This window comes from Archangium lansingense (genome assembly GCF_026626635.1).
Taxonomy (GTDB): Bacteria; Myxococcota; Myxococcia; order Myxococcales; family Myxococcaceae; genus Archangium; species Archangium lansingense.
The window spans coordinates 7,020,790-7,042,094 of record NZ_JAPNKA010000001.1 but is presented as its reverse complement, the minus strand read 5'-3'; the positions used below and the strand labels follow the sequence as shown (position 1 = coordinate 7,042,094).

Here is a 21,305-nt window from a genome sequence, read left to right as displayed (position 1 = left end):
ACAGAGGCCGCGTTGCACTTCAGGAATTTCGGGCGGTACACTTCTTAAAGGGTTTGTAATTGCGCCAGGGCATTGCAGGACAGCAATGCTCATCGGATGCGGGGGGACCCATGACTCTGGACCACACGCACAACAGGCGCATCCTCATCGTCGACGACAATGAGGACATCCATGATGATTTCCGCCGGATCCTCCAGCCCCGTGAGGACACCTCCGAGTTGGACTCCCTGGAGGCGATGCTCCTGGGTGAAGCGTCGGCCACGCCCAAACCCCCGAAGTTCGAGCTGACGAGTGCTTTCCAGGGCACCGAGGCGCTCGCGAAGGTCCGCGAGGCCCTGAAGAACGGCACCCCCTACGCGCTCGCGTTCATTGATATGCGGATGCCGCCGGGGTGGGACGGAGTCGAGACGCTCTCACGCATCTGGCAGGAGGATCCTCGCCTCCAGGCAGTCATCTGCTCGGCGTACTCGGACTTCTCGTGGGAGAGCGTCAGCGCCAGGTTCGGCCAGACGGATCGCCTCCTCATCCTCAAGAAGCCATTCGACGCCGTCGAGGTTCGCCAGATGGCGTGTGCGCTGGTGGAGAAGTGGTCCCATCGCTCCGCGAGCGATCGGGCCGAGCAGGCGCTGCGCAAGAGCGAGGCCCACCTCCGAGGGTTGCTCCAGGTGCTCCCGGACGCGCTGCTGCGCGTCGCCGCGGACGGCACCTGTCTCGAGTTCCAGGCGTCCCGAGAGGCCACTCCTTCCTCTGCGCTGGCTTTCCCGCCCGGTGGAAACCTGGCCAACGCCTTGCCAGGGGAGGCCGCCCGGGGGCTGCTGACCTGGCTGGGCCGGGCCTTCGGTGAGCGCACGGCGCACGTCTTCGGATTCGAGCTTCCGGTGGGGGGCGAGGTGCGCTCCATCGAGGCACGACTCGCAGCCATCGACACAGTGGAGGCGTTTGTGTTGCTGCGCGATGTCACCGCTGCCCGGAAAGCTCGCGCCTGAAGAGACAGCGGGCTCTGAAGAGAACGAATGAAATTCCTTGCACGCAGTACCGCTCTGCTCATCGGCCTCGCGTCGGCCTTCGCTTTCGCGGGAGGAACCGCCCTGTGGTTGTTCATCGGTGGGCCGGAGTCCGAGGCGGCTCTGGCCGCTGAGCGATCGCCCGCCGCCGTGAGTTCTCCCGAGACGGCCGCAGGCAAGCCCATCCGGCTCGCCATGTCCGCCGCCTACGTCTCCGAGTTGGGGACTGGCGTCTACTCGCGGATCTCCAGTTACCTGACGGAGAAGACCGGCGTTCAGATCGAGTTCGTCACCGGCCTGGCGTACGGGACCATCAACAGCATGCTCGAGGAGGGGACCGTGCAAAGCGGCTTCATCTGCGGCCTGCCGTACGTGATGCTCCACGACACCCCGCAGCCCGCCGTCCACCTCGTCGCCGCGCCCGTCATGAAGATCGCCCGGTACCAGGGGAAGCCCCAGTACTTCTCGGATCTCATCGTTCGCAAGGACAGCCCTTACAAGACGATCCACGACCTCAAGGGCCGGACCTACGCTTACAACGATGAGATCTCCCACGCGGGCTACAACCAGCCCCGCTACCGGATGCTCGAGCTCGGGCTGACGCAGGGGTTCTTCGGCAAGGTCCTCCGGTCTGGCTCCCACGAGGAGTCCATCCGCATGGTGGCGACCGGCAAGGCGGATGCGAGCTTCGTCGACAGCCTCGTGCTCGACTACGACCGGGAGAAGGGAATCGGGCACGCTCACGAGGTGCGGGTCCTCGAGAGCTCGGGCCCGTCCACCCCCGGTCCGCTGGTCGCCTCGTCCCAGCTGCCGGTGGAGCTGCGCAACAAGCTCCAGCAGGCGCTCGTGACGATGCACGAGGATCCCGAGGGACGAAAGCTCCTCGACGAGGCCCTGCTGGAGCGATTCGTCATCGTCCAGGACAGCGCCTACGACGACATCCGCGCGATGAAGGACGCCGCAGAGAAGGCCGGCTTCACCGTCATCCGGTGAGCACCGAGGGGGGATATCGATGCCTCGTAAGATGCGCCAGCTGCTCTGGCCCTTCCTGGCGATGCTCGCGCTGAGCATCGCCCTGCAAGCAGCCTCACTGGCGGCCATGCTGGAGATCGAAGCGCGCGTGGACCAGAGCCAGCAGCACGTCGCGGCTGCGGCGGCTCTGGGCACCATCGTCGATCAGTTCGAGAACACGACCTACCTCGCCCTCGTCGGGTTGGCGTCGTCGGACTGGGAGCTGTTGCTCCGGCAGAGGGGCGCCGCCCAGACCCAGGCCCAGCGCTTCATGGCCGTGAGCAATGCGCTGCTTCAAGGGGATAAAAGCGGGGGTGGGGCGCTTCCGCTCAACGGCATCCAGGAACCGGAGATCCTCGGGGTGCTCGGTACCCTGCCAGGGTTGTGGGAGAAAACCCACGCGGCTCACGTGAGGGTCCTTCGGTCCGAGAACCGCTCGCTCAAGAACAACCCTGACCTGGAGCAGTTCCGCGCCGCCTCGAGAAGCCTCTCAGGAGCACTCGATGACGTCTCAGTGCTTCTCCAGCGCCGCTCCCAGGAGGAGTTGAGGCAGCTCGGGCTCGTCCAGCGCATCATCCCGGTGGGCGCCTTCCTGCTCACGCTCGTCATCTTCGTCTTCGTGATTCAACGCATGCTCCTGCCCTTCGTCGCCTCGACGGAGGAGCTCGGCCTGAGCGAGGCCGCGCTGCGCCGTGCTCGCGATGAGCTCGAGCGCCGCGTTGCCGAGCGGACCGAGGAGCTCGCACGGGCCAACGAGGCTCTGCGCCAGGCCCACGATGGCCTCGAGCTCCGCGTCAAGGAGCGCACGCAGGAGCTGAAGGACACCCAGCGCCGCGCCGTGGAGCTCGCGCGTCAGGCGGGCATGGCCGAGCTCGCCACGAACGTGCTCCACAACGTGGGCAACGTCCTGAACAGCATCAACACGTCGGCCACGGTCCTCGGTGAGCGGCTGCGAGCGTTGCGCCTGCAGTCACTCCTCAAGCTCGCCGGAGTGTTGGAGGAGCGCCGCGCCGACCTTCCTGCCTTCATGACGGCGGACGAGCGCGGTCGCCGCTTGCCTGAATTCCTCGGCAAGCTCGGGGAGAACCTGTCCTCCGATCGCGACGAGATGCTGTCCATGACGGACTCCCTCCACCGCCATGTCGAGCACATCCGGATGATCGTCGAGCTGCAGCAGAGCTACGCCACGTCTTCGAGCCTGGTGGAGCCGGCTTCTCTGGAGGAGCTGCTCGAGGATGCCCTCCGCATCAACGGGGCTGCGCTCGGGCGGCATGGCATCACGCTCGAGCGCCACGTCATGCCGCTGCCGCGCATGATGGTGGACAAGCACAAGCTGCTGCAGATCCTCCTCAACCTCATCAGCAACGCTAAATATGCACTAAACGACAATCCGCCCGGCGAGCGGCGCCTCACCGTGAAGCTCGAGCACCCCGCGGACAACCGCGTTCGTGTGCAGGTGTGCGACAACGGCATGGGCATTGCGCCGGAGCTGCTCACCAAGATCTTCCAGCACGGCTTCACCACGAGGAAGGAGGGGCACGGCTTTGGCCTCCACTCGTGCGCGATCGCCGCCCGCTCGATGGAGGGATCGCTTGGAGTTCATAGCGATGGCCCCGGCAAGGGGGCCACCTTCACACTCGAGCTTCCCTTCCGGCCCGAGACCGGGGCGCAGAACAGCGCCCCGCGGGCCAGCGGCTGACCTCTGCCTCGAAGGGCAGGGCGGGCTCAGTGCTCGTGGCCAGGAGTGTGAGCGTGGCCGTGCTCGAGCTCTTCCTTCGTCGCCGCGCGCACCTCGCGCACGGTCACCTCGAAGTGGAGCGTCTTCCCCGCCATGGGATCATTGAAGTCGATCACCACCGTCTTGGCGCGTACCTCCTTCACGAGGAACTCCACATCGTCGCCGTCCTCATCCGTGGCGCTCACAACGCCGCCGGCCTCCAGCTCCATGTCCGGCGGGAAGTCCTCGCGCGGCACTTCCTCCACGCCATCCGGATCGTACTCCCCGTAGCCCTCCGAGGGCGGGACCACCACCTTCAGGGACTCGCCCGCCTTCTTTCCCTCGAGCGCCTTCTCCAGCCCCGGGACGATCTCCTCGTACCCGTGCAGGTAGATGAGCGGGTCTCCCGGCTCGCTCTCGTCGATGATCTTCCCGTCTCCCAGGTGGAGCCGGTAGTCGATGGAGACAACGCTGTCCTTCGCAATCTGCATGAATGCCCTCCTCGGGCGCGGCAGCAGGCGCGCTCGGAGCTGGACCTTCCCCTGGCGGTTCCGGGGGAGGGGACTCCTGCCGTGCCTGGCTGATGATGGGGTTGTGCACGCGCTCTTTGCAGCGGAGCGGGACGCTCACCTGCCTTCCAGGTGAGTAGGTGCGCGCGCTGTCTACCACAGCGGGTCGGCCGGCTGTCCCCTCATCTGTGTGTTTCCCGCGGCGCGTTGTGCACGAGCGGCTCGGATGTGGGTTCCAGACAGACTCTTCCCCGCTCAGCACGTCAACGGTCTGGCGCTTCACTGCCCTCACGTTCTCATGGCGGTCGGGCGTGGGTGTTTCCTACAATTCAAGGAAAGGAGCTTGTTGGATGCAGTAGCCCCCGCCCATCTCGCTCCTTGACCCCTTCTTCCCCGCAGGCTCCTAAGGACAGTCATGGCCCTGTCGACTTCTTTCCCGAATGTCGGTTCTCCCTCTGTTCTGATCCGAGGCAGCGGCATGGCGCTCCCGCCCCTCGCATTCACCAACGAGGACATCTGCCAGTGGCATGGCCGGCGGGATCCCTCGTGGATCTACGACACCTTCGGGGTCAGGACGCGGCACACGCGCTACGACTACAAGAAGGATCGGCTCGATGACATCGACGAGGACGATCTCACCGTCGAGGCCTCGCGGCGGGCCTTGAATGATGCCGGGCTGGATATTCGCGATATCCAGGTCATCATCTACGTGTCCTTCACGCCGACCCACCAGGGGGCGCCGGATGGGGCGTGCACGCTGCACAAGCGGCTGGGGGCGCCTCTCCACACGATGGCCCTCTCACACATGTCCGCATGCGCGGGCGTGATCAACGCCTTGATGATGGGCACGGCGTTGATTCGCTCGGGCCAGGCACGCAACGTCCTCATCTGCGGGGCCAGCACCCTGTCCTCGTTCTGCAAGCCGGAGCTGAAGAAGCGCCTGTGGCTCCAGGCGACCATCTTCGGCGATGGCGCGGCGGCGCTGGTGCTGTCCGGGGAGAACACCGCGGAGCCGTGTGGCTTCTCCACCTTCCACATGGCCACGGAGCCGCATCGGGACATCGCCGTGAAGAAGTTCGGTGGCTCGAAGCACGTCCCCACGCCCGAGAACATCGCGGAGGTGCTGGAGGACTACTACGTCGTCGACTACCGCATGGTCCCCGGCAACCTCAACGCGACGTTCACGCGGCTGCGTGGGGAGATCCTCGGCCCCAAGGGCTCGCAGGACACCAACTGGACCCTCTTCAACATGAGCAACGCTCAGGTGCAGCGGCGCTGGCTCCAGGGAATGGAGATCCCCGAAGAGAAGTCGTTCTTCAACATGGAGCACCACGGCAACTGCGCGGCGGCCTCGCTTGGGCTCGTCCTCAACGACTTCCTCCACTCGGGGCTTCCCAAGCCCGGGGACACCGCGTTGATCCTCGGGGTTGGCTCGGGGCTGCAGTCTGGCGGTGTCATCTATCGCTTCCCCTGAGGTGGCCATGATGGACTCCCTGTCGCACTCGGCCCTGGATGGACTCTTCGCGGGGCCGGATGATCTCCCCATCGAGTTCGCCTTCTTCTACGAGCGGCTGCCCGAGGCGGAGCTGTTGGCGGAAGGGCTGGCGAGGACACTGCCCGCGTTCCCGAGGTTGCAGGCGGCGGTGTCACTCCGCGACGTGCCGGGAGTCGAGCTGCCCTCCGACGACAAGGTCTCACGGGCTGGGCTCTTCGACGTCGCGGAGCCGGGCCCCGGACGGCCGCTCTGCCGGCTGAAGGTTTCGCGCTTTGGGGCGGGAGGGTGCCTCGGGGCGAGCATGTCGCATGTGCTCGGCGACGGCGTCAGCCTGGTGGGATTCCTGAGCGCGTGGGCCCGGAGCGTCCGCGGGCAGGCTCCGGCTGCTCCGGTCTCCTCCGAGCTCCCAACGCTGCCAGCCGGAGCACTGGACGGGTCTCGTTCACTGGAGGAGGAGCTGGGACGTGCGGGATTCCGGCTCGGGTCGCCCCCGCCCCATCGTCGCCGTGAGGACTTCACCTGGGACATCCGGCGCTTCTCTCGCGAGGAGGTGGATGCGCTGGTGAGGGAGGCGCGGGCCAGCCAGCCCCAGGTGACGTCCGCGGACGTGCTGGCGGCCTTCCTGTGGCGGCTCTACCACCCACCGTCGCTGGAGGGGACGGCGGAGCCGGAGCTGGGCATCATCTTCGACTTCCGGCGCATTCCCGGGCTGCTCCCGGCGTCGTACTTCGGTACCGCTGGGCTGCCGCTGCGTGTCCCGCTCTCGCCCCAAGAGGCTTCGACGCTCTCGCTGCCAGAGATCGCGGCGCGCATCCGGGCACGGCTTCAGTCCGCGAGCGCCACGGAGTTCTTCCGGTACCACGCGCTCATGGAGGAAGTGAGGCGGACTCAGGGGCAGGAGGGATTGGATCGGCTCAACGCCTCGGCGGAGGACCACGGGCTGCTGATCAACAACATCTCCCGGTTCGATCTGTCGCTGCTCGACTTCGGCACGGGCGCTCCCCACACGTTCGACGTGCTCACCCCGAAGTCCCGGATGTGCTTCATCGTCACTCGGGGAGACAGCTTGGAGGCACATACCTCGCTGCCCAGGGCTTCCGGCTCCTGAACGTCCCTGGCAGTGCCGGCCGAGCGGGCAGGGGAGCGCGCACTTGCCGCTCCGTCACATCGGGTTCACCCTGGACTCCAACTATCGAGTCATCGGCTCGTTCGAGAACCCCCCCAAGTACGAGGCGAGGCGGTGGCTCGTGAACCCCCATCGGCCAACAGGCCACGAGGAGTCCGGCCATGAAGAAGAACGCAAAGGACAAGGTGCCTCGGAAGGGCGGTAAACCCTTCTTCGCGCAGTTGCTGGAGGCGCAGGAGCTCGAGCAGGCCTCGGGTGGTAGGCCCCCCCCTCCGGGATTTCCCACCACCAAGAAGTTCCCCTCGGACAACGATGAGTGCGACAGGGATCCCCCCGTCACCACCTTGAAGTTCCCCTCGGACGCCGAGGACCACCCCTCCTACTAAGGGTTAAGGGTTCAGCGGGGGCAGCTGGGACACCGGGATGCCGTAGCGCAGGTCCACCCGGGTGACACCCTGGCTGCCCTCGCTGGCCTTCTTCGAGAGCTTCAGCACGAGCCCGAGCATGGTGAACATGAGGTGCTCGACGAACATGGGCGCCATGACCATCCGGTGCACCCGGGTCTGCATGGCCTGGACCTGGTCGGCCTCGGGCCGGCGCTCGTCCTGGATCTTCTGGAAGACCTGCTCGTCGATCGGCTGACCGGCGCGGAGGGCATCGAGCAGGTGATTGGCGGCCACGATGCTGTCGCGCAGGGCCAGGTTCAACCCCTGGCCTCCTGAGGGAGACATCGTGTGCGCGGCGTCCCCCAGGAACAGGAGTCCGGGCACATACCAGCGCTCGAGCCGGTCCACGATGACCCGGAGGAACTGGGTCTCGGTGCGCTCGTCGAGCTTCGCCTCGAGGTGGGGCCGCAGCTTCTCGGGCACCGTGGGCATGAGCTGGCGCCGCAGCTCGGGGAGGTTCTTCCGCAGGCCGCCGAGATCGCCGGGCGCGCTGTAGGCCACCTGCAACCGGGAGCGCGTCGTCCGGTGGAAGACGGCCACCACCCCCTTACCGAACATGTGGACATCGAGGCTCTCGGGCAGCACCTCCGGAGCGTCCGAGAAGTCGAAGCGCAGCCACACCACGTCTGCTGGCACCTGGTTGGACTCGACCTGGATGCCCACGTCCTTGCGCAGCCCGCTGTTGCGGCCGCTGCAGTCCACGAAGATGTCGCCCTCGACACGGCCCTCGGCGCCCTCCCGCCGCGTCTTCAGCGCCACCACCCGGCCGTTCTCGCGAATCGTCTGGAGGGCCGTGGTGCCGAAGTCGAGCTGATAGTGGGGGTAGCGGCCGCACAGCTCGTGAAGGAGCCCGAGGAGCCCAGCCTGGGAGATCAGCGAGCCCCGCTCCTTTCCGCCCGGGACCATGACCCGCCGTGTCTTCCCGACGAGCAGACGCCGCTCGACTTCGGGGAACGCGAGCTTGCGCTCCACGAGCAGCGGGAGGATGCCGAGCTGCTCCAGGGGGCCGAGCGCCGAGGGGGGGAGGAACTCGCCGCGGAACTCGCGCTCGAAGTCGGGATGCCGCTCGAGCACGCGCACCGGAACGCCATTCGTCACCAACTGGTAGGCGAGCAGCATGCCGGCAGGGCCCGCGCCGACAATCACGACCTGGGGATTCGTTGTCTGGGACATATGCGCCGGGCGGACATAGGGTCGGAGCGTGAGGAGCGTCAATCCACCCCGTGGAATGATGGGCTCCCTTCCACACACGAGGTGATCGATGGCTGAAGAATGGGACGTGCGCACCCGGCTCGTGCAGGCCGATGCGGATTCGGAGGAGGGGGCTCCCCTCAATACGCCCCTCGTGTTGTCCACCACCTTCCGCGCCCACCCGGAAGGGGTGGGGTTCTCCGCGGAGGACATGGGGGAGGAGTCGCCCTACTTCTACGCGCGTTGGTCCACACCCACGGTGCGTACTCTGGAGCGGCGCCTGGCCGAGCTCGATGGCGGGGAGGATGCCCTCTGCTTCGCCAGTGGGATGGCCGCCATCACCGGGCTTTTGCTGCATCTGCTCGGGCCGGGAGATCACCTCGTCATCAGCGACGTCTGCTACGCGGGCGCGGCGGAGTTCGTCCGAGGCAAGCTGCGGCGCTTCGGCGTGGAGGTGTCGCCTGTCGATACCTCGGACCTCGCCCAGGTGCGTGCCGCCCTGCGCCCCAATACGCGGCTCGTCTACATCGAGACTCCGTGCAATCCCATCCTGAAGCTGACCGATGTGGAGGCGGTGGCAGCCCTCGCGCATGAGGCCGGTGCTCGCCTCGCCGTCGATGCGACCCTCGCGACGCCGATCGGGCTGCGGCCGATCGCTCTTGGGGCTGACTTCGTCATCCACTCGCTGACCAAGTACATCGGTGGCCATGGAGACGCGCTGGGCGGTGTCGTCGTGGGGCGGCGGACCGAGCTGGCGGCGCTGCGGCAGGACTCGCTCATCCACCTGGGCGCGGTGCTCAGCCCGTTTCCCGCGTGGCTGATCCTCCGCAGCCTGCCCACCTTGCCTCAGAGAATGGCCTCCCACGCGGCCACGGCCCGGGAGGTGGCTGCGTTCCTCGAGACGCACCCGCGCGTGCACCATGTCCTGTACCCGGGACTCGATTCACATCCGCAGGCGGAGCTTGCTCGGCGGCAGCTGCATAACACCTCTGGGATGATCTGCTTCCAGGCGAAGGACGCTCCGGCCGTGGCGCGCCGCCTCGCCGAGCGGTTGAAGGTGGTCAAGTACGCCGTCTCGCTCGGCAAGCCGCACAGCCTCATCTTCTATCTGCCGACGGAGGACATGCAGCGGACCTCCTTCCAGCTCCCGCCCGAGCTGCTGGAGCGCTACCGGGCCTGGGCGGGTGACGGCATCTTCCGCCTGTCGATCGGCCTGGAGGCTCCGAAGGATCTCATCCGGGATCTCGAGCAAGCGCTGGCGCCCTGAACAGTGTTGTCGCGGACTCCTGTGTTGAGGCCAAGTCCCTCGGTTTGATTCACGCGGGCATTGGTACTCCAAAGGCTTCGAGGGCGTGTCGAGCACATGTCTTGAGGTCGGTCATGCTCGCAACATCATCGAAGTCAATGGATTGCACCAAGTCTCGAAACTGAGAGAGCGCGGCCTCGCATTCCACAGGGTGACGAATAGCCGGTAATTTGCGTTTCGCCTCATGTGCAACCAGGTCAAGAATGATAGTTGCGTCCTCGTGGAGTTCTTTTCTTAGTTTTTCATCACCCTTGGCGCGGCGAACCTCTTCCAGCGAGTGCCCCATTGCGATGTGCCCCAATCCATTGAGGGCAGCGGCCATGCGAGCGGCTTTCTCTTCGGATGACGAAGGCATTTGCGGTGGGTCTCCTGCCGAAACCGGCTCTTATTCGTCCGGGCAGCCAAATGGCCCGATGAAAATGTTCCCTATGCTCGGAACAAAGCCGAGGACCGGTCCAAGTCGGACAGAGCCTCGCAGGCATTCAAACTTACACCATTGTTTGATGGCGAGATTCTTGAGTGCGTCTGGGAATGGCTCCGGGCAGCCGTGGCAACTTCCCTTACCGCAGTGAGTGACCTGGCAGTAGACGTTGGCCTCTTTGCACAGCACTCTGTCTGGGCACCCGTATTCCATGCATTCATACATGGGAACTATTCCGTCTTTCCCTGATGCTTGAATGACAGTCGGGCTTGCTTGTTGTTGTTCTCCCAGGAACTTTAGAAACTTCTCCGCCGCGTCCCTGTAGGCTCGTTCATCAGACTGGTTCTCTGTCGCCGCCCTATCTCTGCGGTCGCCCTCACGACGAGTTGTGGCGGAGGACGCGCACCCCGCCGCCAGGGCTCCGACGACGGACCATAAGAGCAGGCGCGGCCGGCTCACTCTTCCTCGAAGTCCACGTTGAAGACCAGGCGCTGGTCTCCCGGCAGCATGAAGGTCTTCTCCCAGACAGCCTCGTTCTGGGTGACGCGCAGGTGGTGCTCGCCCTCGAACATCGTCTTCTCGGAGACCGGTGCCGTTCCCAGGCTCTGCCCGTCGAGCGTGACCTGGGCCCCGGACGGTGCGTGCACCAGGATGGAGCCCATGCCCAGGCGGATGCGGAATGTCACCGTGTCCGGGGTGGAGCGCACGTCGATCATCCGCGCCGTCCTCAGCCCCCTCGCCTCATCGAGGAAGTTGAGCATGTGTCGGCCCGGCGCGAGCGGAATCGTCAGCGGCGAGCGGCCCACTGCCTTGCCATTCACGGACACCGTCACGTCGGGATTCACGATGATCTCCACCGGCGTGGGCGGCACGCTCGGCACCGGTGGTGGGGCCGCTGCCACGCGCACTCCGGCATCCGGTGGGGCAGGGGGCGCGGCCTCGAGCAGCACGGGCGTGTCGAACCGCAGCTCCTCACCCGCATCCGTTCCCATGTCATCGGGCGGGGGCTTCTGCCGGATGCTCCAGACGGTGCCCACCGCGCTCAAGAGCAGCACGGCTCCCACCGCGACCGCGAGGGGCGCGGACGGGCGGCGCGCACGCACGGGCGGGGCCTCGGGCCTGGCCGGAGGCGGAGCCGGGACCGCGGCGGTCTCGGCCATGGTGGGCGGTGCCTCGCTCGGAGCGGACGGAGCCGGAGCCACCGGTGCCGCGGGCACGGCTGGGGGAAGCTGGGTGCGGACGGAAATGGGCTCGGGAGCGACCACGGGCACGGACCCGGTGATGGGCGAGACCACGGGCGCGGACCCGGTGATTTGCGCGGGCGCGATGACGGGCATGGACCCGGTGATGGGCGAGACCACGGGCGCGGACCCGGTGATTTGCGCGGGCGCGATGACGGGCATGGACCCGGTGACGGGCGCGGGCGGGAGGACGGGCACGGCCGTACGCCGGGCGAGCTCCTCCAGCCCCTTCTCGATCGTCTTCTTCCGCGCGACCCGGGCTTCGTTGTCGGGCGGGATCGCCTTTGCGATCAGCTCTGCGAAGGCATTGGACGAGGGCAGCTCGCCCGAGACGGCCACCAGGGCCTCGCGGAAGGCGAGGGCGCTCGGATACCGGTCTCCGGCGCGCTTGGCCGTCGCTCGGCGCACCACCTCGTTGTAGGCCAGGGGGATCTCCGCTGGCAGCGGTGGCAGCGGGCGGTTGAGGATCGCCTTGTCTGGCTCGATGGAGTCCTGGAAGGGCTTGCGTCCCGAGAGGCACTCGTACAGCAGCAGTCCCAGGAGGAACACATCCGTCAGTACCGAGGAGGCCTCTCGGCCGCCCATGAGCTGCTCGGGGGCAATGTACAGGCGCCGGTTGCGCACCCGCCGTCCATTGCGCTCCCGCGGTGCCACCCCGAGCGCTCCGTACCCCGACACCTTGCACACCCCGTTGAAGGAGACCATCACGGTCTCCGGGCGCAGGTCTCCGTGGATGAGCGGCGTCCCATCATCGTTCCCCGCGACGTGGGCGTAGTGCACCCCCATCGCCACGTCCGCGGCGATGAGCGCGGCAATCGCCGGCGGCAGTCGCTGGGCTGCGTCCAGCACCTGGCGCAGCGGCTCTCCATCCGCGTACTCCGTCACCCGCGCCAGCCGGCCCTCCAGCGTCACCAGCCCATGCACGCGCAGGATGTTCGGGTGCTCGAAGACGACGGCGCGCTCTGTCTCCCGCTCCAGCCGCGCCCGCTGCATGGCGTCCTGCGCCACCTCGGGCGGCGCCCAGACCAGCACGACCGGCCGCGGCGCGGCCCCCTCTTGAAGAGCCAACGCGAGGAAGGGGCGCGAGCCCTCTCCAGGCATCAAGGGACCCAATGACTGGTAATGAACCTGGCTCATGGCTTTCTTCTTTTTACGGCTACCCGGCTCCCACCGCCAGCCACAGGGTGTGTGTAATGCGCCCTCGCACTCCTTGAGAGGATGGTAAAAGTTGAAGAATCCATTATTCGTGAAAGCCCCACTTCACTTTCCCTGGAAAACCAACTAATAATACACCTCTGCTGAATTGATTCGGTGGGGTTGTTTTGACCCGTCGTGTTGGCGGTGTTGGAGCAGCCTCTGTGAGGGGAGTGGTGCATGCGGTGGACCTCCAAGGAGTCCCTGATGCGTCACGAGGGCCGGGCGGGCCCGAAGGAGGGCCCGTGCAATCCGGTCTTCGTGTTCTCCGGGCAGGGCTCGCAGTGGACGGGCATGGGCCGGGCGCTGCTGGAGCGCTCGACGGTGTTCGCGCTGGTGCTCAAGGCGTGCGACGCGCAGGTGCGGCGGTGGATGGGTTGGTCGCTGGTAGAGGCGCTGACGGCGGAGGACGCGCGGCTGGGTGACATCGAGGTGAGCTGTCCGGCCATCGTGTCCATGGAGATTGCCCTGGCGGCGCTGTGGCGCTCGTGGGGGATAGAGCCGGCGGCGGTGGTGGGGCACAGCATTGGCGAGGTGGCGGCGGCGCACGTGGCGGGGGTGCTCTCGCTGGAGGACGCGATGCGGGTCATCTGCCACCAGGGCCGCACCGTGGGGAAGCTGAAGGGGCAGGGGGCCATGGCGGTGGTGGGGTTGCCGTGGGGACGGGTACACGAGGTGCTGCCCGAGTACGCCGGCCGGCTCTGGCGCGTCATCCATGCCAGCCCCGAGTGGACAGTGGTGGCCGCGGAGCCGCCGGTGCTGGAGCAGGTGCTGGGGGTGCTGCGCAGGCAGGGTGTGCCGGCGCGCAGGGTGGACTCGGAGGTGGCGGCGCACTGCCCGCAGGTGGACCCGTACCGCGAGGAGCTGCACGGGCTGCTGAGGGGACTCCGCCCTCGCTCGGAGCGGCTGCCCATCATCTCCACGGTGACGGGAGGTGCGCTGGCGGGGCCTCGCTTCGACGCGGGCTACTGGGTGCGCAACCTGGCCGAGCCGGTGCTCTTCCGCGAGGCGGTGGGCGCGCTGCTCGACGGGGGACACAACACCTTCTTGGAGGTCAGCCCGCATCCGCTGGTGAAGCACTCGCTGGAGTCGTGTCTGGAGAGCGCGGGGAGGCGGGGGCGGTTGTTCGTGTCGATGCGGCGCGGCAAGGAGCCGGCCCAGGAACTGCTGGGAACGCTGCAGAGTCTGTCTCGGCCTGCCGTGCAGGAGCGGCAGGTCGAGTCCTCATTATCGAATGCTGGCGAGCCGTTCCTGGCGAACGTGGCCTGACGGAGTGGAGGCCCCAGCCTGAGCCGGGGCCTCTCGGGCCTACCCGAGCAGCAGGGCGAGCCGGCCGAGCGGGCTGACGCTCTTGTGACGCAGCAGGCCCAGGCCCCAGCGGCGTCCGAGGTGGGGCCGGAGGGTGTGATGGACGGACAGGTTGCCGGGGCCGCTGAGCAGCAGCCCGAGTGCCGCGGCGATCAGGGACAGGTTGAACTCATACCCGCCCTTCTGGTTGTCGAAGCCCTTGGAGGCGTGCACCTTGGCGATGGCCACGGCCTGGGTCACGAGAATGGAGAGGGCCGCCACGCGCGTGCCGATGCCCAGGAGGGCGAGGGCGCCGGCCAAGGTCTCGGTCCAGGCTGTCGCGAGCGCCAGGGGCCGTGCGGGCTCGAGGCCGAGGTTCTCGAAGAACTGCGAGGTCTGCTCCAGGCCCTCCCGGTTCAGCTTGGAGATGCCGTGGTAGAGCATCGTCGAGCCGAGCGTGGCCCGAAGAGGAAGCGCCGAGTGATTGGCTAGCTGGCCTTCCAGCGCCGTCATGGTTGCGACTGCCATTCCTGCCCCTCCGCGTGTGGTGTGTTGCAGACACCGTCCGCATCGGGACTTCCGGCGGCAATACGGCTCCAGGCGAGCGGGGGTGCGCTCGGGCGTTGCTTCCCACGGGGGGGCCGAGCAAGCCCTGGGTGCGGCCCACCTGCCGCGACTCAGAGAGTCCCGACCCCGCGGATAGTCATGGCAGCAGGCGAGCGGAAGAGACCTCTTGGGGGGGCTGTGTCATCCCGGCTGGCGGACATCATCGTACCTGCCTGAGGGGGATCCCACATGGACGGTGACGACAGCCAAGTCCCTCCGCCGGAGAGGCCGCCTGGGTCCGACGGGCAAACCGACGATCGTCAGGTCACTCCGTCCGAGGTGTCGCCTGACTCACTGGAAGCTTCGCCTTCCAAAGAGGACAGGGACTCCTTTGAGCGGCTCCTGGAGAAGGCGTTCCGGTTCTCTCCGTTGGACTCGCTGGGGCCCCAGCCAGGTGAGCGGTTGGGAGGGCAGGATGGCAGGCGCTTCGAGATTCTCCGCGGGCTCGGCAGGGGAGGGATGGGGCAGGTTGTTCGGGCGCAGGACAAGGTGCTGCATCGCATTGTGGCGCTCAAGTTCATCGCCCCAGGCCGGGAGTTCTCCGGGCGGGAGCTGGACAAGCTGCTCCAGGACGAGGCCCGCCTGGTCGCCCAGCTGGATCACGAGAACATCGTCCGCATCTTCGACATCTCCGCCTGGAATGGCTCCCCCTTCCTCATCATGGAGTGTCTGGAGGGACAGTCGCTCGAGGCGCTGTTGCGGCGCGGCCCCCTGGAGTTGCGGCGCGCCCTGCGCATCCTGAGCGACATCACGGCGGGACTGGCGCATGCCCACTCGCGGCAGATCATCCATCGCGACCTCAAGCCCAGCAATGTCTTCATCCTCCGGGATGGGCGGGCCAAACTCCTCGACTTCGGGCTGGCTCGGTTCGCCTCTTCGCTTGGGGTGGATGTGGAGCGCTCGGGGACGCCCGCCTTCATGGCGCCGGAGCAGTGGCGGGGGCGGACGCAGGATCCACGCACCGATGTCTGGGCCGCTGGGGTGCTGCTGTATCTGATGCTCACGGGAGAGCTGCCCTATCCCATTGGGGACAAGCCGTTGCGCGATCATGTGCTCTCGGACGAGCCTGTTCCGCCAGTGCGCATGTTCCACCCGGAGCTGCCCGAGCCCGTGGATCGGTTCCTGGCACGGGCGCTGGCCAAGGCGCCTGAGCTGCGTTTTCAGAGCGCGCTGGAGATGCGCGAGCGGTTGCGCGTCCTGGAGTGGAGCCTGTTCCCCTTCACCCAGGCGCCGCCCCCACGCCTCGTCCCTCACCGGCGTCAGGTGACCCTGGTGTGCTGCCGGTTCTCGGGCTCCCTGGGGTCTTTTGATGCTGAGGACCTGAGCGAGCTGCAGTCGGTGTTCCATCAGGAGTGCTCGGGCGTCATCGAGCGGCATGGCGGCTGGGTGCCGCTGCGCATGGGAGACGAGGTGATGGGCTGCTTCGGCTATCCGATGGCCCGAGAGGAGGACGTCGTGTCCGCGGTGCGGGCCGCGCTCGAGCTATCGCGGCTGGCGGAGCGGTTGCCGCAGGCGTCCGAGCTGGAGCTCGCGGTTCACGTGGGCGTGCATACGGACCTGGTGGTGCTGGAGGTGCCGGCACCGTCTGGGCAGAAGGCGCTCTCGCTCTCCATGCAAGGAGAGGCGCCCCGCGTGGCGTCATGGTTGGCGGGTCAGGCGGCTCCCCACTCGGCATTCCTCAGCGAGAAGACGTGGCAGGGGGCGCGGGGGACGTTCGTGGCGGAGGCCCTGGGCTGGAAGGTCTTCTACTCCTCACTGGGGGCCGCACGAGTCGGCGTCCACCGGCTGGTGGGTGAGAGTCCGGAGCCCACGCGCTTCAAGCGGGCTCAAGCCCGAGGACTGACCCCGCTGGTGGGGCGGACCCGGGAGCTGCACCAGTTGCTCGCGCGCTGGGAGGCTGCCCGCAAGGGGCAGGGCGTGATGCTGCTGCTCAGTGGCGAGGCGGGGATTGGCAAGTCCCGGCTCATCCAGGAGTTGTGCGAGCACGCGGTGCGGGCCGGGGCGCGCTGCGTGTCCAGTCAGTGCTGGCCCCAGCTCAGCCGCAGCGCCTTCCATCCGGTGATCGAGTGGCTGGTGCATCTGATCGGACTGGAGCCGGAGTCCCCGGCCGCGCGGAGATGGGCCCGGCTGGAGGAGATGCTGCGGGGGCTCGATATGCCCCTGCCAGAGGGTCTCCAGCTTCTCGGGCCGCTGCTGGATCTGCCCCCGCGCGAGGAGCAACCCCTGTTGCTGTCTCCCGAGCAGCAGCGGGAGCGGACCCTGGAGACGCTGGCCACGTTCCTGTTGCGGCTCACCGCGTTGTTCCCAGGGGAGGACGGGCCGGGCTCCCTGTTGCTCGTCATGGAGGATCTGCACTGGGCCGATCCCTCTACGCTGCGGCTCCTCACGCTGCTGCGCGAGCGCATCGAATCGGCGGGGCTGTGCCTGGTGTTGAGCACACGCCCTGAGCAGAGGCTCTCCTGGCCGCCCCATCCCGGCCTGCATCCGATCATGCTGGAGCGGCTCGGCGCGGACGAGACCGCCAGGATGATTCGTAGGCTTATCGGGAGGGACTCGGGCCTGACGGCGGAGGCGATTGCACGGCTGGTGAAGCAGACGGAAGGCATCCCCCTCTTCATCGAGGAGATGAGCCGCATGGTGCTCACCCGGGCTCCGTCCGGCGAGGCGGCCTCCCCCGTGGGCCCGCTTCCCGTCACCTTGCAGGAGCTGTGCATGGCCCGATTGGATCCGCTGCCCCAGGAGCAGAAGGAGCTGGCGTGGACGGCGGCCGTGCTTGGCCGGAGCTTCACGCAGGGGCAGTTGGCCGCGCTCTCGGAGCGCGACAGCATCATGCTGCGCAGAGAGCTCGAGGAGCTGGTCGAGTTGGGACTGCTGCTGCGCAAGGGGGAGGAGGCGGAAGATCCCCACTACGAGTTCAGGCATGTCCTCCTCCAGGAGGCGGCTTACGAGTCCCTGCTGAAACCGCGGAGACGGCACTACCACCAGCGCGTCGCCCGTCTCCTGGAGCACCCGCCCTCGGGTGTCACCACGGCTCCGCCCGAGCTGATCGCTCACCACTACACCCAGGCCGGGGAGCTGGAGCTGGCCATCCGGTTCTGGGCGCAGGCCGGAGAGCTGGCCCTGAAGCGCTCGGCGTTCGAGGAGTCCATCAGTCACCTGGAGCAGGCACTTCGGCTCTTCGAGCGTCTGCCTGAAGCGGACCGGCGGATGGACGAGAAGCTGCGGTTCTTGGTGCTCCTCGGACAGGCCCTGGTCGCTGGCCGGGCTTACTCGGCGCCCGAGGTGACGCTGCTCTACGAGAACATCGGGCGGTTGTTCCATGACGTGAGGGATGCCTCCGTCCTCGTCGCCGCCTGCAGGGGCCTGGCCAACCAGAACATGATGCGGTTGAACTTCCCGCTGACAGGAAGGCTCGCGGAGCAGATCGTCTCGTTGGGCGAGCGCATCCAGGTGCCCCAACTCCTGGTGGTCGGCCGGTGGATGGGGGGCATGAGCCACTTGCTGCAAGGGCATGTGGCCAAGGCGCGCAGGTTGTTCTGCGAGGCCCTGGACTCGGCGGCTCCGGAGCTGGAGCTGGAGCCCCAGGCGCTCGGTGTGCTCGAACCCGAGCCGCTGGCGATGGCACGGGCCTATGCGGGAGTGGCGCTGATCCTCGGCTGCGAGAAGCAGTCCGGGCAGCGGCTCATCGATGCCTCGCTACGGCGCGCCGAGCGGTTGGGCCATCCCTACACCTTCCTCCTGGTGGGCCATGCGGCCTGCATCTTCTACCAGATGAGGTTCGAGGCGCACCGGGTGCTGGAGCTGACGGAACGGCAGCGCCCCGTCTACGAGCAGCACCCGTTCCTGCGCCTGGAGTCGTGGACACCCGTCCAGCGCGGGTGGGCGCTTGTCCTGCTGGGCCAACGGGAGGAGGGGCAGGCCTTGTTGCTCGAGGGGCTCGCTCACCTGCGTCGGGTCCACGCGGAGACGGGGTGGCCCTATCTGCTCTGCCTGCTCGCGGATGCGCACTTGAGGTTGGGGCAGAGCTCCGAGGGCCTGGCGGCGGTGGCGGAAGGGTTGGCTTGGGCGGAGCGGACGGGACAGCACCTCGAGGACTCGGAGCTGTACCGGCTACGGGGCGAGTTCCTGCTGCGCAACGGGGAGACCGCCAGGGCGCTGAACGACTTCCACGAGGCCATCCAGAGCGCCCGGAGAGCAGGGGCCCTGTGCATCGAGCTCCGGGCCACCTTGCGCCTGTATCAATTGCTTCGGGAGCAGGGACGAGGCTCGAATGCGCTGCGGCTGCTGCGGGAGCTCGTCGAGCCTCTCTCTCCTCACCTCGACTCTCCCGAGCTGCGTGTCGCGAGGGAGTTGCTCGCCAGGGTCCAGGGCGAGCACTCCGGGGAGCACGAGCTCGACTGGCTCGTATCCGCCTCGCCCTGGGACGGCGGTCACATTCCGCAGGCGACATCTCCAACCGTCTGGGAACCCCTCTGAGGTGTGCGCCTCGCGGTTGTGGAGTGTGCCACCTCGGGGGCTCGGAGCGCCCATGGAGGGTGCTTCGAGTCTTCTCCCAAGGAGACAGCCATGCCGCCAGATGTCGAGAGTACGGAAAGCGGAACATTGCTCGGAACCGGTGGGGTGACGGAAGCGCCTGTGCTGCGTCCGTCGTCCAACCACGAGGCAATGCTATGGCGGAGCCTGGAGAAGAAGGTGAAGGGCTATGGTTGGATCACCCTCACCGGGACGCTCCTGGCCAGCGTGTTCCTGGCACACCCGCGACTCCTCGGACGGAGGCGGTTCATCGTGCGCAAGAGCCGCCGGCAGATCAGGGCCTTCCATCTCATCGAGGCGCCGGTGATCGCGTATCTCGGCTTCGTGAGCTACTACGCGCTGAGGCGGGTGGACCGCGCGAAGGCCCGCCGATTCTCGGTGCTCGTCGACACTGCCAACACGGTGGCGCTGGCGTTCTTCGCTTTCGAGAGCGCCTCCCTCATCGCCAGCTTCCCGCATTGCGTTCCCCAAGGTGATCGGCGAGACCTCACCAGGGGGGCGCTCCTCTCGCTGGTCGCGGCGGGCGTGGGCCTCCGGGTCCAGCTTGCTTTGAATGACTACTTCCACCCGGCCCTGGATCCGCGCTTCGCGCATCCCCAGACGGAGGAAGAGCTCATCCAGCTCGTCAAGCGTGCCCGGGCCCTGGGAGCCCAGCTCCGGGTGCGTGGCTCGACCCACTGCGTGCACCCGGCCATCTTCACCGACGAGGGTGAGCAGCACATCAACGTGCAGCTGGATCGCTACACCCGGATCCTCGAGTGGAACGAGACGGAGGACGGTCAGCGGATGCGCGTCACGGTCCAGGCGGGGTGCCATCTGGGGGTGGATCCCGGCGATCCTCTGTCCAACAAGGAGAACAGCCTGCTGTATCAGCTCGAGGAGAAGGGCTGGGCGCTGCCCGACCTCGGCGGCATCACCCACCAGACGGTGGGCGGCTTCCTCTCCACGGGCTCGATGGGCGGCACGACACGCCACGATCTGGGCCGGGCCATCGTGGGCATCCGCCTCATCGATGGGACGGGCAAGGTTCATGACCTGGCGCCCAACCCGGACGATCCGGACGACCAGGCGCACAATCCCTTCTACGCCGCGGGTGTCTCCCTGGGACTGCTGGGCGTCATCTCCACGGTCACCTTCGAGTGCGAGCCCCGGTATGACCTCGTCGGCCGGCAGATCGTTCGGAGGACGGAGAAGCTCGACGAGCTCCAGCTCTTCGAGTCTGGAGAGAAGGGGTTGCAGCACTTCTTCGAGGAGGACGGGGACACGTATGCCCGGCTGCTCTGGTGGCCGCAGAAGGGCGTGGACAAGGTGGAGCTCTGGAGGGCACGCCGCGACTACGTCGCCGAGTCGAAGACGCGCCGCCCCGGGCTCAACCGCCGGCCGTTCGTCCAGGTCCCGCGCATCCTCCAGTTCCTCGTCAACACGTTCTACAACTTCATCGCGCACGACGACCCGCCGTATATGCCGCTCACCCAGAGACTGGTGCGGCTCGTCCTCAACGCCTACTTGCGCGAGGGAGAGACGAAGGAGTTCCGAGGCCCCTGGCATGAGATCCTGCCGATGGACAATGGGGTCGACGACAAGCTCATGCCCACGGACTTCACTGAGCTGTTCATTCCTATCGAGCGGAGCGCGGAGGTGATGAGCAAGCTTCGGGACTTCTTCGAGCAGGACATCGGAGACATGAAGCTCACTGGTCCGTATGCCTTCGAGATCTACGCGGGCCACGAGAGTGTGTTCTGGCTGAGCCCCAGTCACGGTCGGCACTCCATCCGGGTGGACGTGTTCTGGTTCCGCACGGACAAGGGCAACCGGCAGCAGTTCTACGCCCGCTTCTGGGAGCTGCTGCAACCGTTCGACTTCCGCCTCCACTGGGGCAAGTTCCTGCCCGAGGCGGAGTCCGCGGTGGGGCCCGAGTACCTGCGCCAGCAGTACCCGATGTGGGACGCGTTCATGGCGGTCCGCCAGAAGATGGATCCGGAGGGTGTCTTCCTGAGCTCGTATTGGAAGAGGCACCTCGGGCTCGGCGGTGGCTCCAAGGCCCAGGAGAAGAGGAAGCAGGGTGCTGAAGTCGGGCGTGTGGTGCGGGTCCATCCCCTCGGGGGATGAGGCGCAGAGCCGCGCGTTGACGCCGAGCGCCACATGGAGCCGTGCGAGGTACTCCGCTCGGGGTATCTCCACGGCGCCGATCATGTCGCCATGTGGACCCTACCTCTGA

General features: G+C 67.1%; 15 protein-coding genes. 10 read left to right on the top strand and 5 right to left on the bottom strand.

Translation table 11 applies throughout. From position 1 onward, the window contains the following. The first annotated feature begins 110 nt into the window (after positions 1-110). The 3 genes from OV287_RS28520 to OV287_RS28510 are packed head-to-tail and all read left to right on the top strand — an operon-like array spanning position 111 to position 3,714. The gene (locus OV287_RS28520; protein WP_267537210.1) at positions 111-986 is read left to right on the top strand and encodes a response regulator; all 876 of its coding nucleotides are present in this window, start codon (positions 111-113) and stop codon (positions 984-986) included. A gap of 27 nt (positions 987-1,013) precedes the next feature. Continuing rightward, complete coding sequence (gene phnD, locus OV287_RS28515) at positions 1,014-1,997, top strand: phosphate/phosphite/phosphonate ABC transporter substrate-binding protein (protein ID WP_267537209.1); 984 nt, start codon at positions 1,014-1,016, stop codon at positions 1,995-1,997. 19 nt (positions 1,998-2,016) lie between these two features. Next, positions 2,017-3,714, top strand: coding sequence for a sensor histidine kinase (locus OV287_RS28510; protein WP_267537208.1), 1,698 nt, complete (start codon positions 2,017-2,019; stop codon positions 3,712-3,714). A 26-nt stretch (positions 3,715-3,740) separates the two neighbouring features. Here the strand turns inward: OV287_RS28510 and OV287_RS28505 are convergent, their stop codons facing one another. Further along, positions 3,741-4,223, bottom strand: coding sequence for an FKBP-type peptidyl-prolyl cis-trans isomerase (locus tag OV287_RS28505; protein WP_267537207.1), 483 nt, complete (start codon positions 4,221-4,223; stop codon positions 3,741-3,743). A 496-nt stretch (positions 4,224-4,719) separates the two neighbouring features. On the opposite strand from OV287_RS28505, the gene OV287_RS28500 reads away from it, so the two are divergent. From OV287_RS28500 to OV287_RS28490, 3 genes are all read left to right on the top strand, one after another. Further along, positions 4,720-5,715, top strand: a complete 996-nt coding sequence (locus tag OV287_RS28500) for a 3-oxoacyl-ACP synthase III family protein (RefSeq protein WP_267537206.1) — start codon at positions 4,720-4,722, stop codon at positions 5,713-5,715. A gap of 7 nt (positions 5,716-5,722) precedes the next feature. Continuing rightward, positions 5,723-6,844 carry an acyltransferase gene (locus OV287_RS28495; protein WP_267537205.1) on the top strand — a complete coding sequence of 374 codons (1,122 nt, stop codon included), beginning with the start codon at positions 5,723-5,725 and terminating at the stop codon, positions 6,842-6,844. 179 nt (positions 6,845-7,023) lie between these two features. Then, positions 7,024-7,248: a microviridin/marinostatin family tricyclic proteinase inhibitor gene (locus tag OV287_RS28490; protein ID WP_267537204.1), complete on the top strand. Its 225-nt coding sequence runs from the start codon at positions 7,024-7,026 to the stop codon at positions 7,246-7,248. Positions 7,249-7,251: 3 nt separating this feature from the next. Here the strand turns inward: OV287_RS28490 and OV287_RS28485 are convergent, their stop codons facing one another. Continuing rightward, positions 7,252-8,481 (bottom strand): FAD-dependent monooxygenase, encoded by a 1,230-nt coding sequence (locus tag OV287_RS28485; protein WP_267537203.1) that lies wholly within the window; start codon positions 8,479-8,481, stop codon positions 7,252-7,254. 88 nt (positions 8,482-8,569) lie between these two features. On the opposite strand from OV287_RS28485, the gene OV287_RS28480 reads away from it, so the two are divergent. Further along, a complete protein-coding gene (locus OV287_RS28480) occupies positions 8,570-9,766 on the top strand; it encodes a trans-sulfuration enzyme family protein (RefSeq protein ID WP_267537202.1) in 1,197 nt (398 codons plus the stop codon). 49 nt (positions 9,767-9,815) lie between these two features. On the opposite strand, the gene OV287_RS28475 is transcribed toward OV287_RS28480, so the two are convergent. Together OV287_RS28475 and OV287_RS28470 are read right to left on the bottom strand one after the other, a co-directional pair. After that, entirely contained in the window at positions 9,816-10,127 is a 312-nt protein-coding gene (locus OV287_RS28475; RefSeq protein WP_267537201.1) for a hypothetical protein, read from the bottom strand. A 554-nt stretch (positions 10,128-10,681) separates the two neighbouring features. Beyond that, entirely contained in the window at positions 10,682-12,604 is a 1,923-nt protein-coding gene (locus OV287_RS28470) for a serine/threonine protein kinase (RefSeq protein ID WP_267537200.1), read from the bottom strand. Between the two features lie 237 nt (positions 12,605-12,841). On the opposite strand from OV287_RS28470, the gene OV287_RS28465 reads away from it, so the two are divergent. After that, on the top strand, positions 12,842-13,930 hold the full coding sequence (locus tag OV287_RS28465) for an acyltransferase domain-containing protein (protein ID WP_267537199.1): 1,089 nt from the start codon (positions 12,842-12,844) through the stop codon (positions 13,928-13,930). Between the two features lie 39 nt (positions 13,931-13,969). Here the strand turns inward: OV287_RS28465 and OV287_RS28460 are convergent, their stop codons facing one another. Beyond that, complete coding sequence (locus OV287_RS28460; RefSeq protein ID WP_267537198.1) at positions 13,970-14,476, bottom strand: DoxX family protein; 507 nt, start codon at positions 14,474-14,476, stop codon at positions 13,970-13,972. A 267-nt stretch (positions 14,477-14,743) separates the two neighbouring features. Between OV287_RS28460 and OV287_RS28455 the strand changes: the two genes are divergently transcribed. Together OV287_RS28455 and OV287_RS28450 are read left to right on the top strand one after the other, a co-directional pair. Next, the gene (locus OV287_RS28455) at positions 14,744-19,030 is read left to right on the top strand and encodes a protein kinase domain-containing protein (protein ID WP_267537197.1); all 4,287 of its coding nucleotides are present in this window, start codon (positions 14,744-14,746) and stop codon (positions 19,028-19,030) included. A 144-nt stretch (positions 19,031-19,174) separates the two neighbouring features. After that, positions 19,175-21,196 carry a D-arabinono-1,4-lactone oxidase gene (locus tag OV287_RS28450; protein ID WP_267537196.1) on the top strand — a complete coding sequence of 674 codons (2,022 nt, stop codon included), beginning with the start codon at positions 19,175-19,177 and terminating at the stop codon, positions 21,194-21,196. The last annotated feature ends 109 nt before the right edge of the window (positions 21,197-21,305 follow it).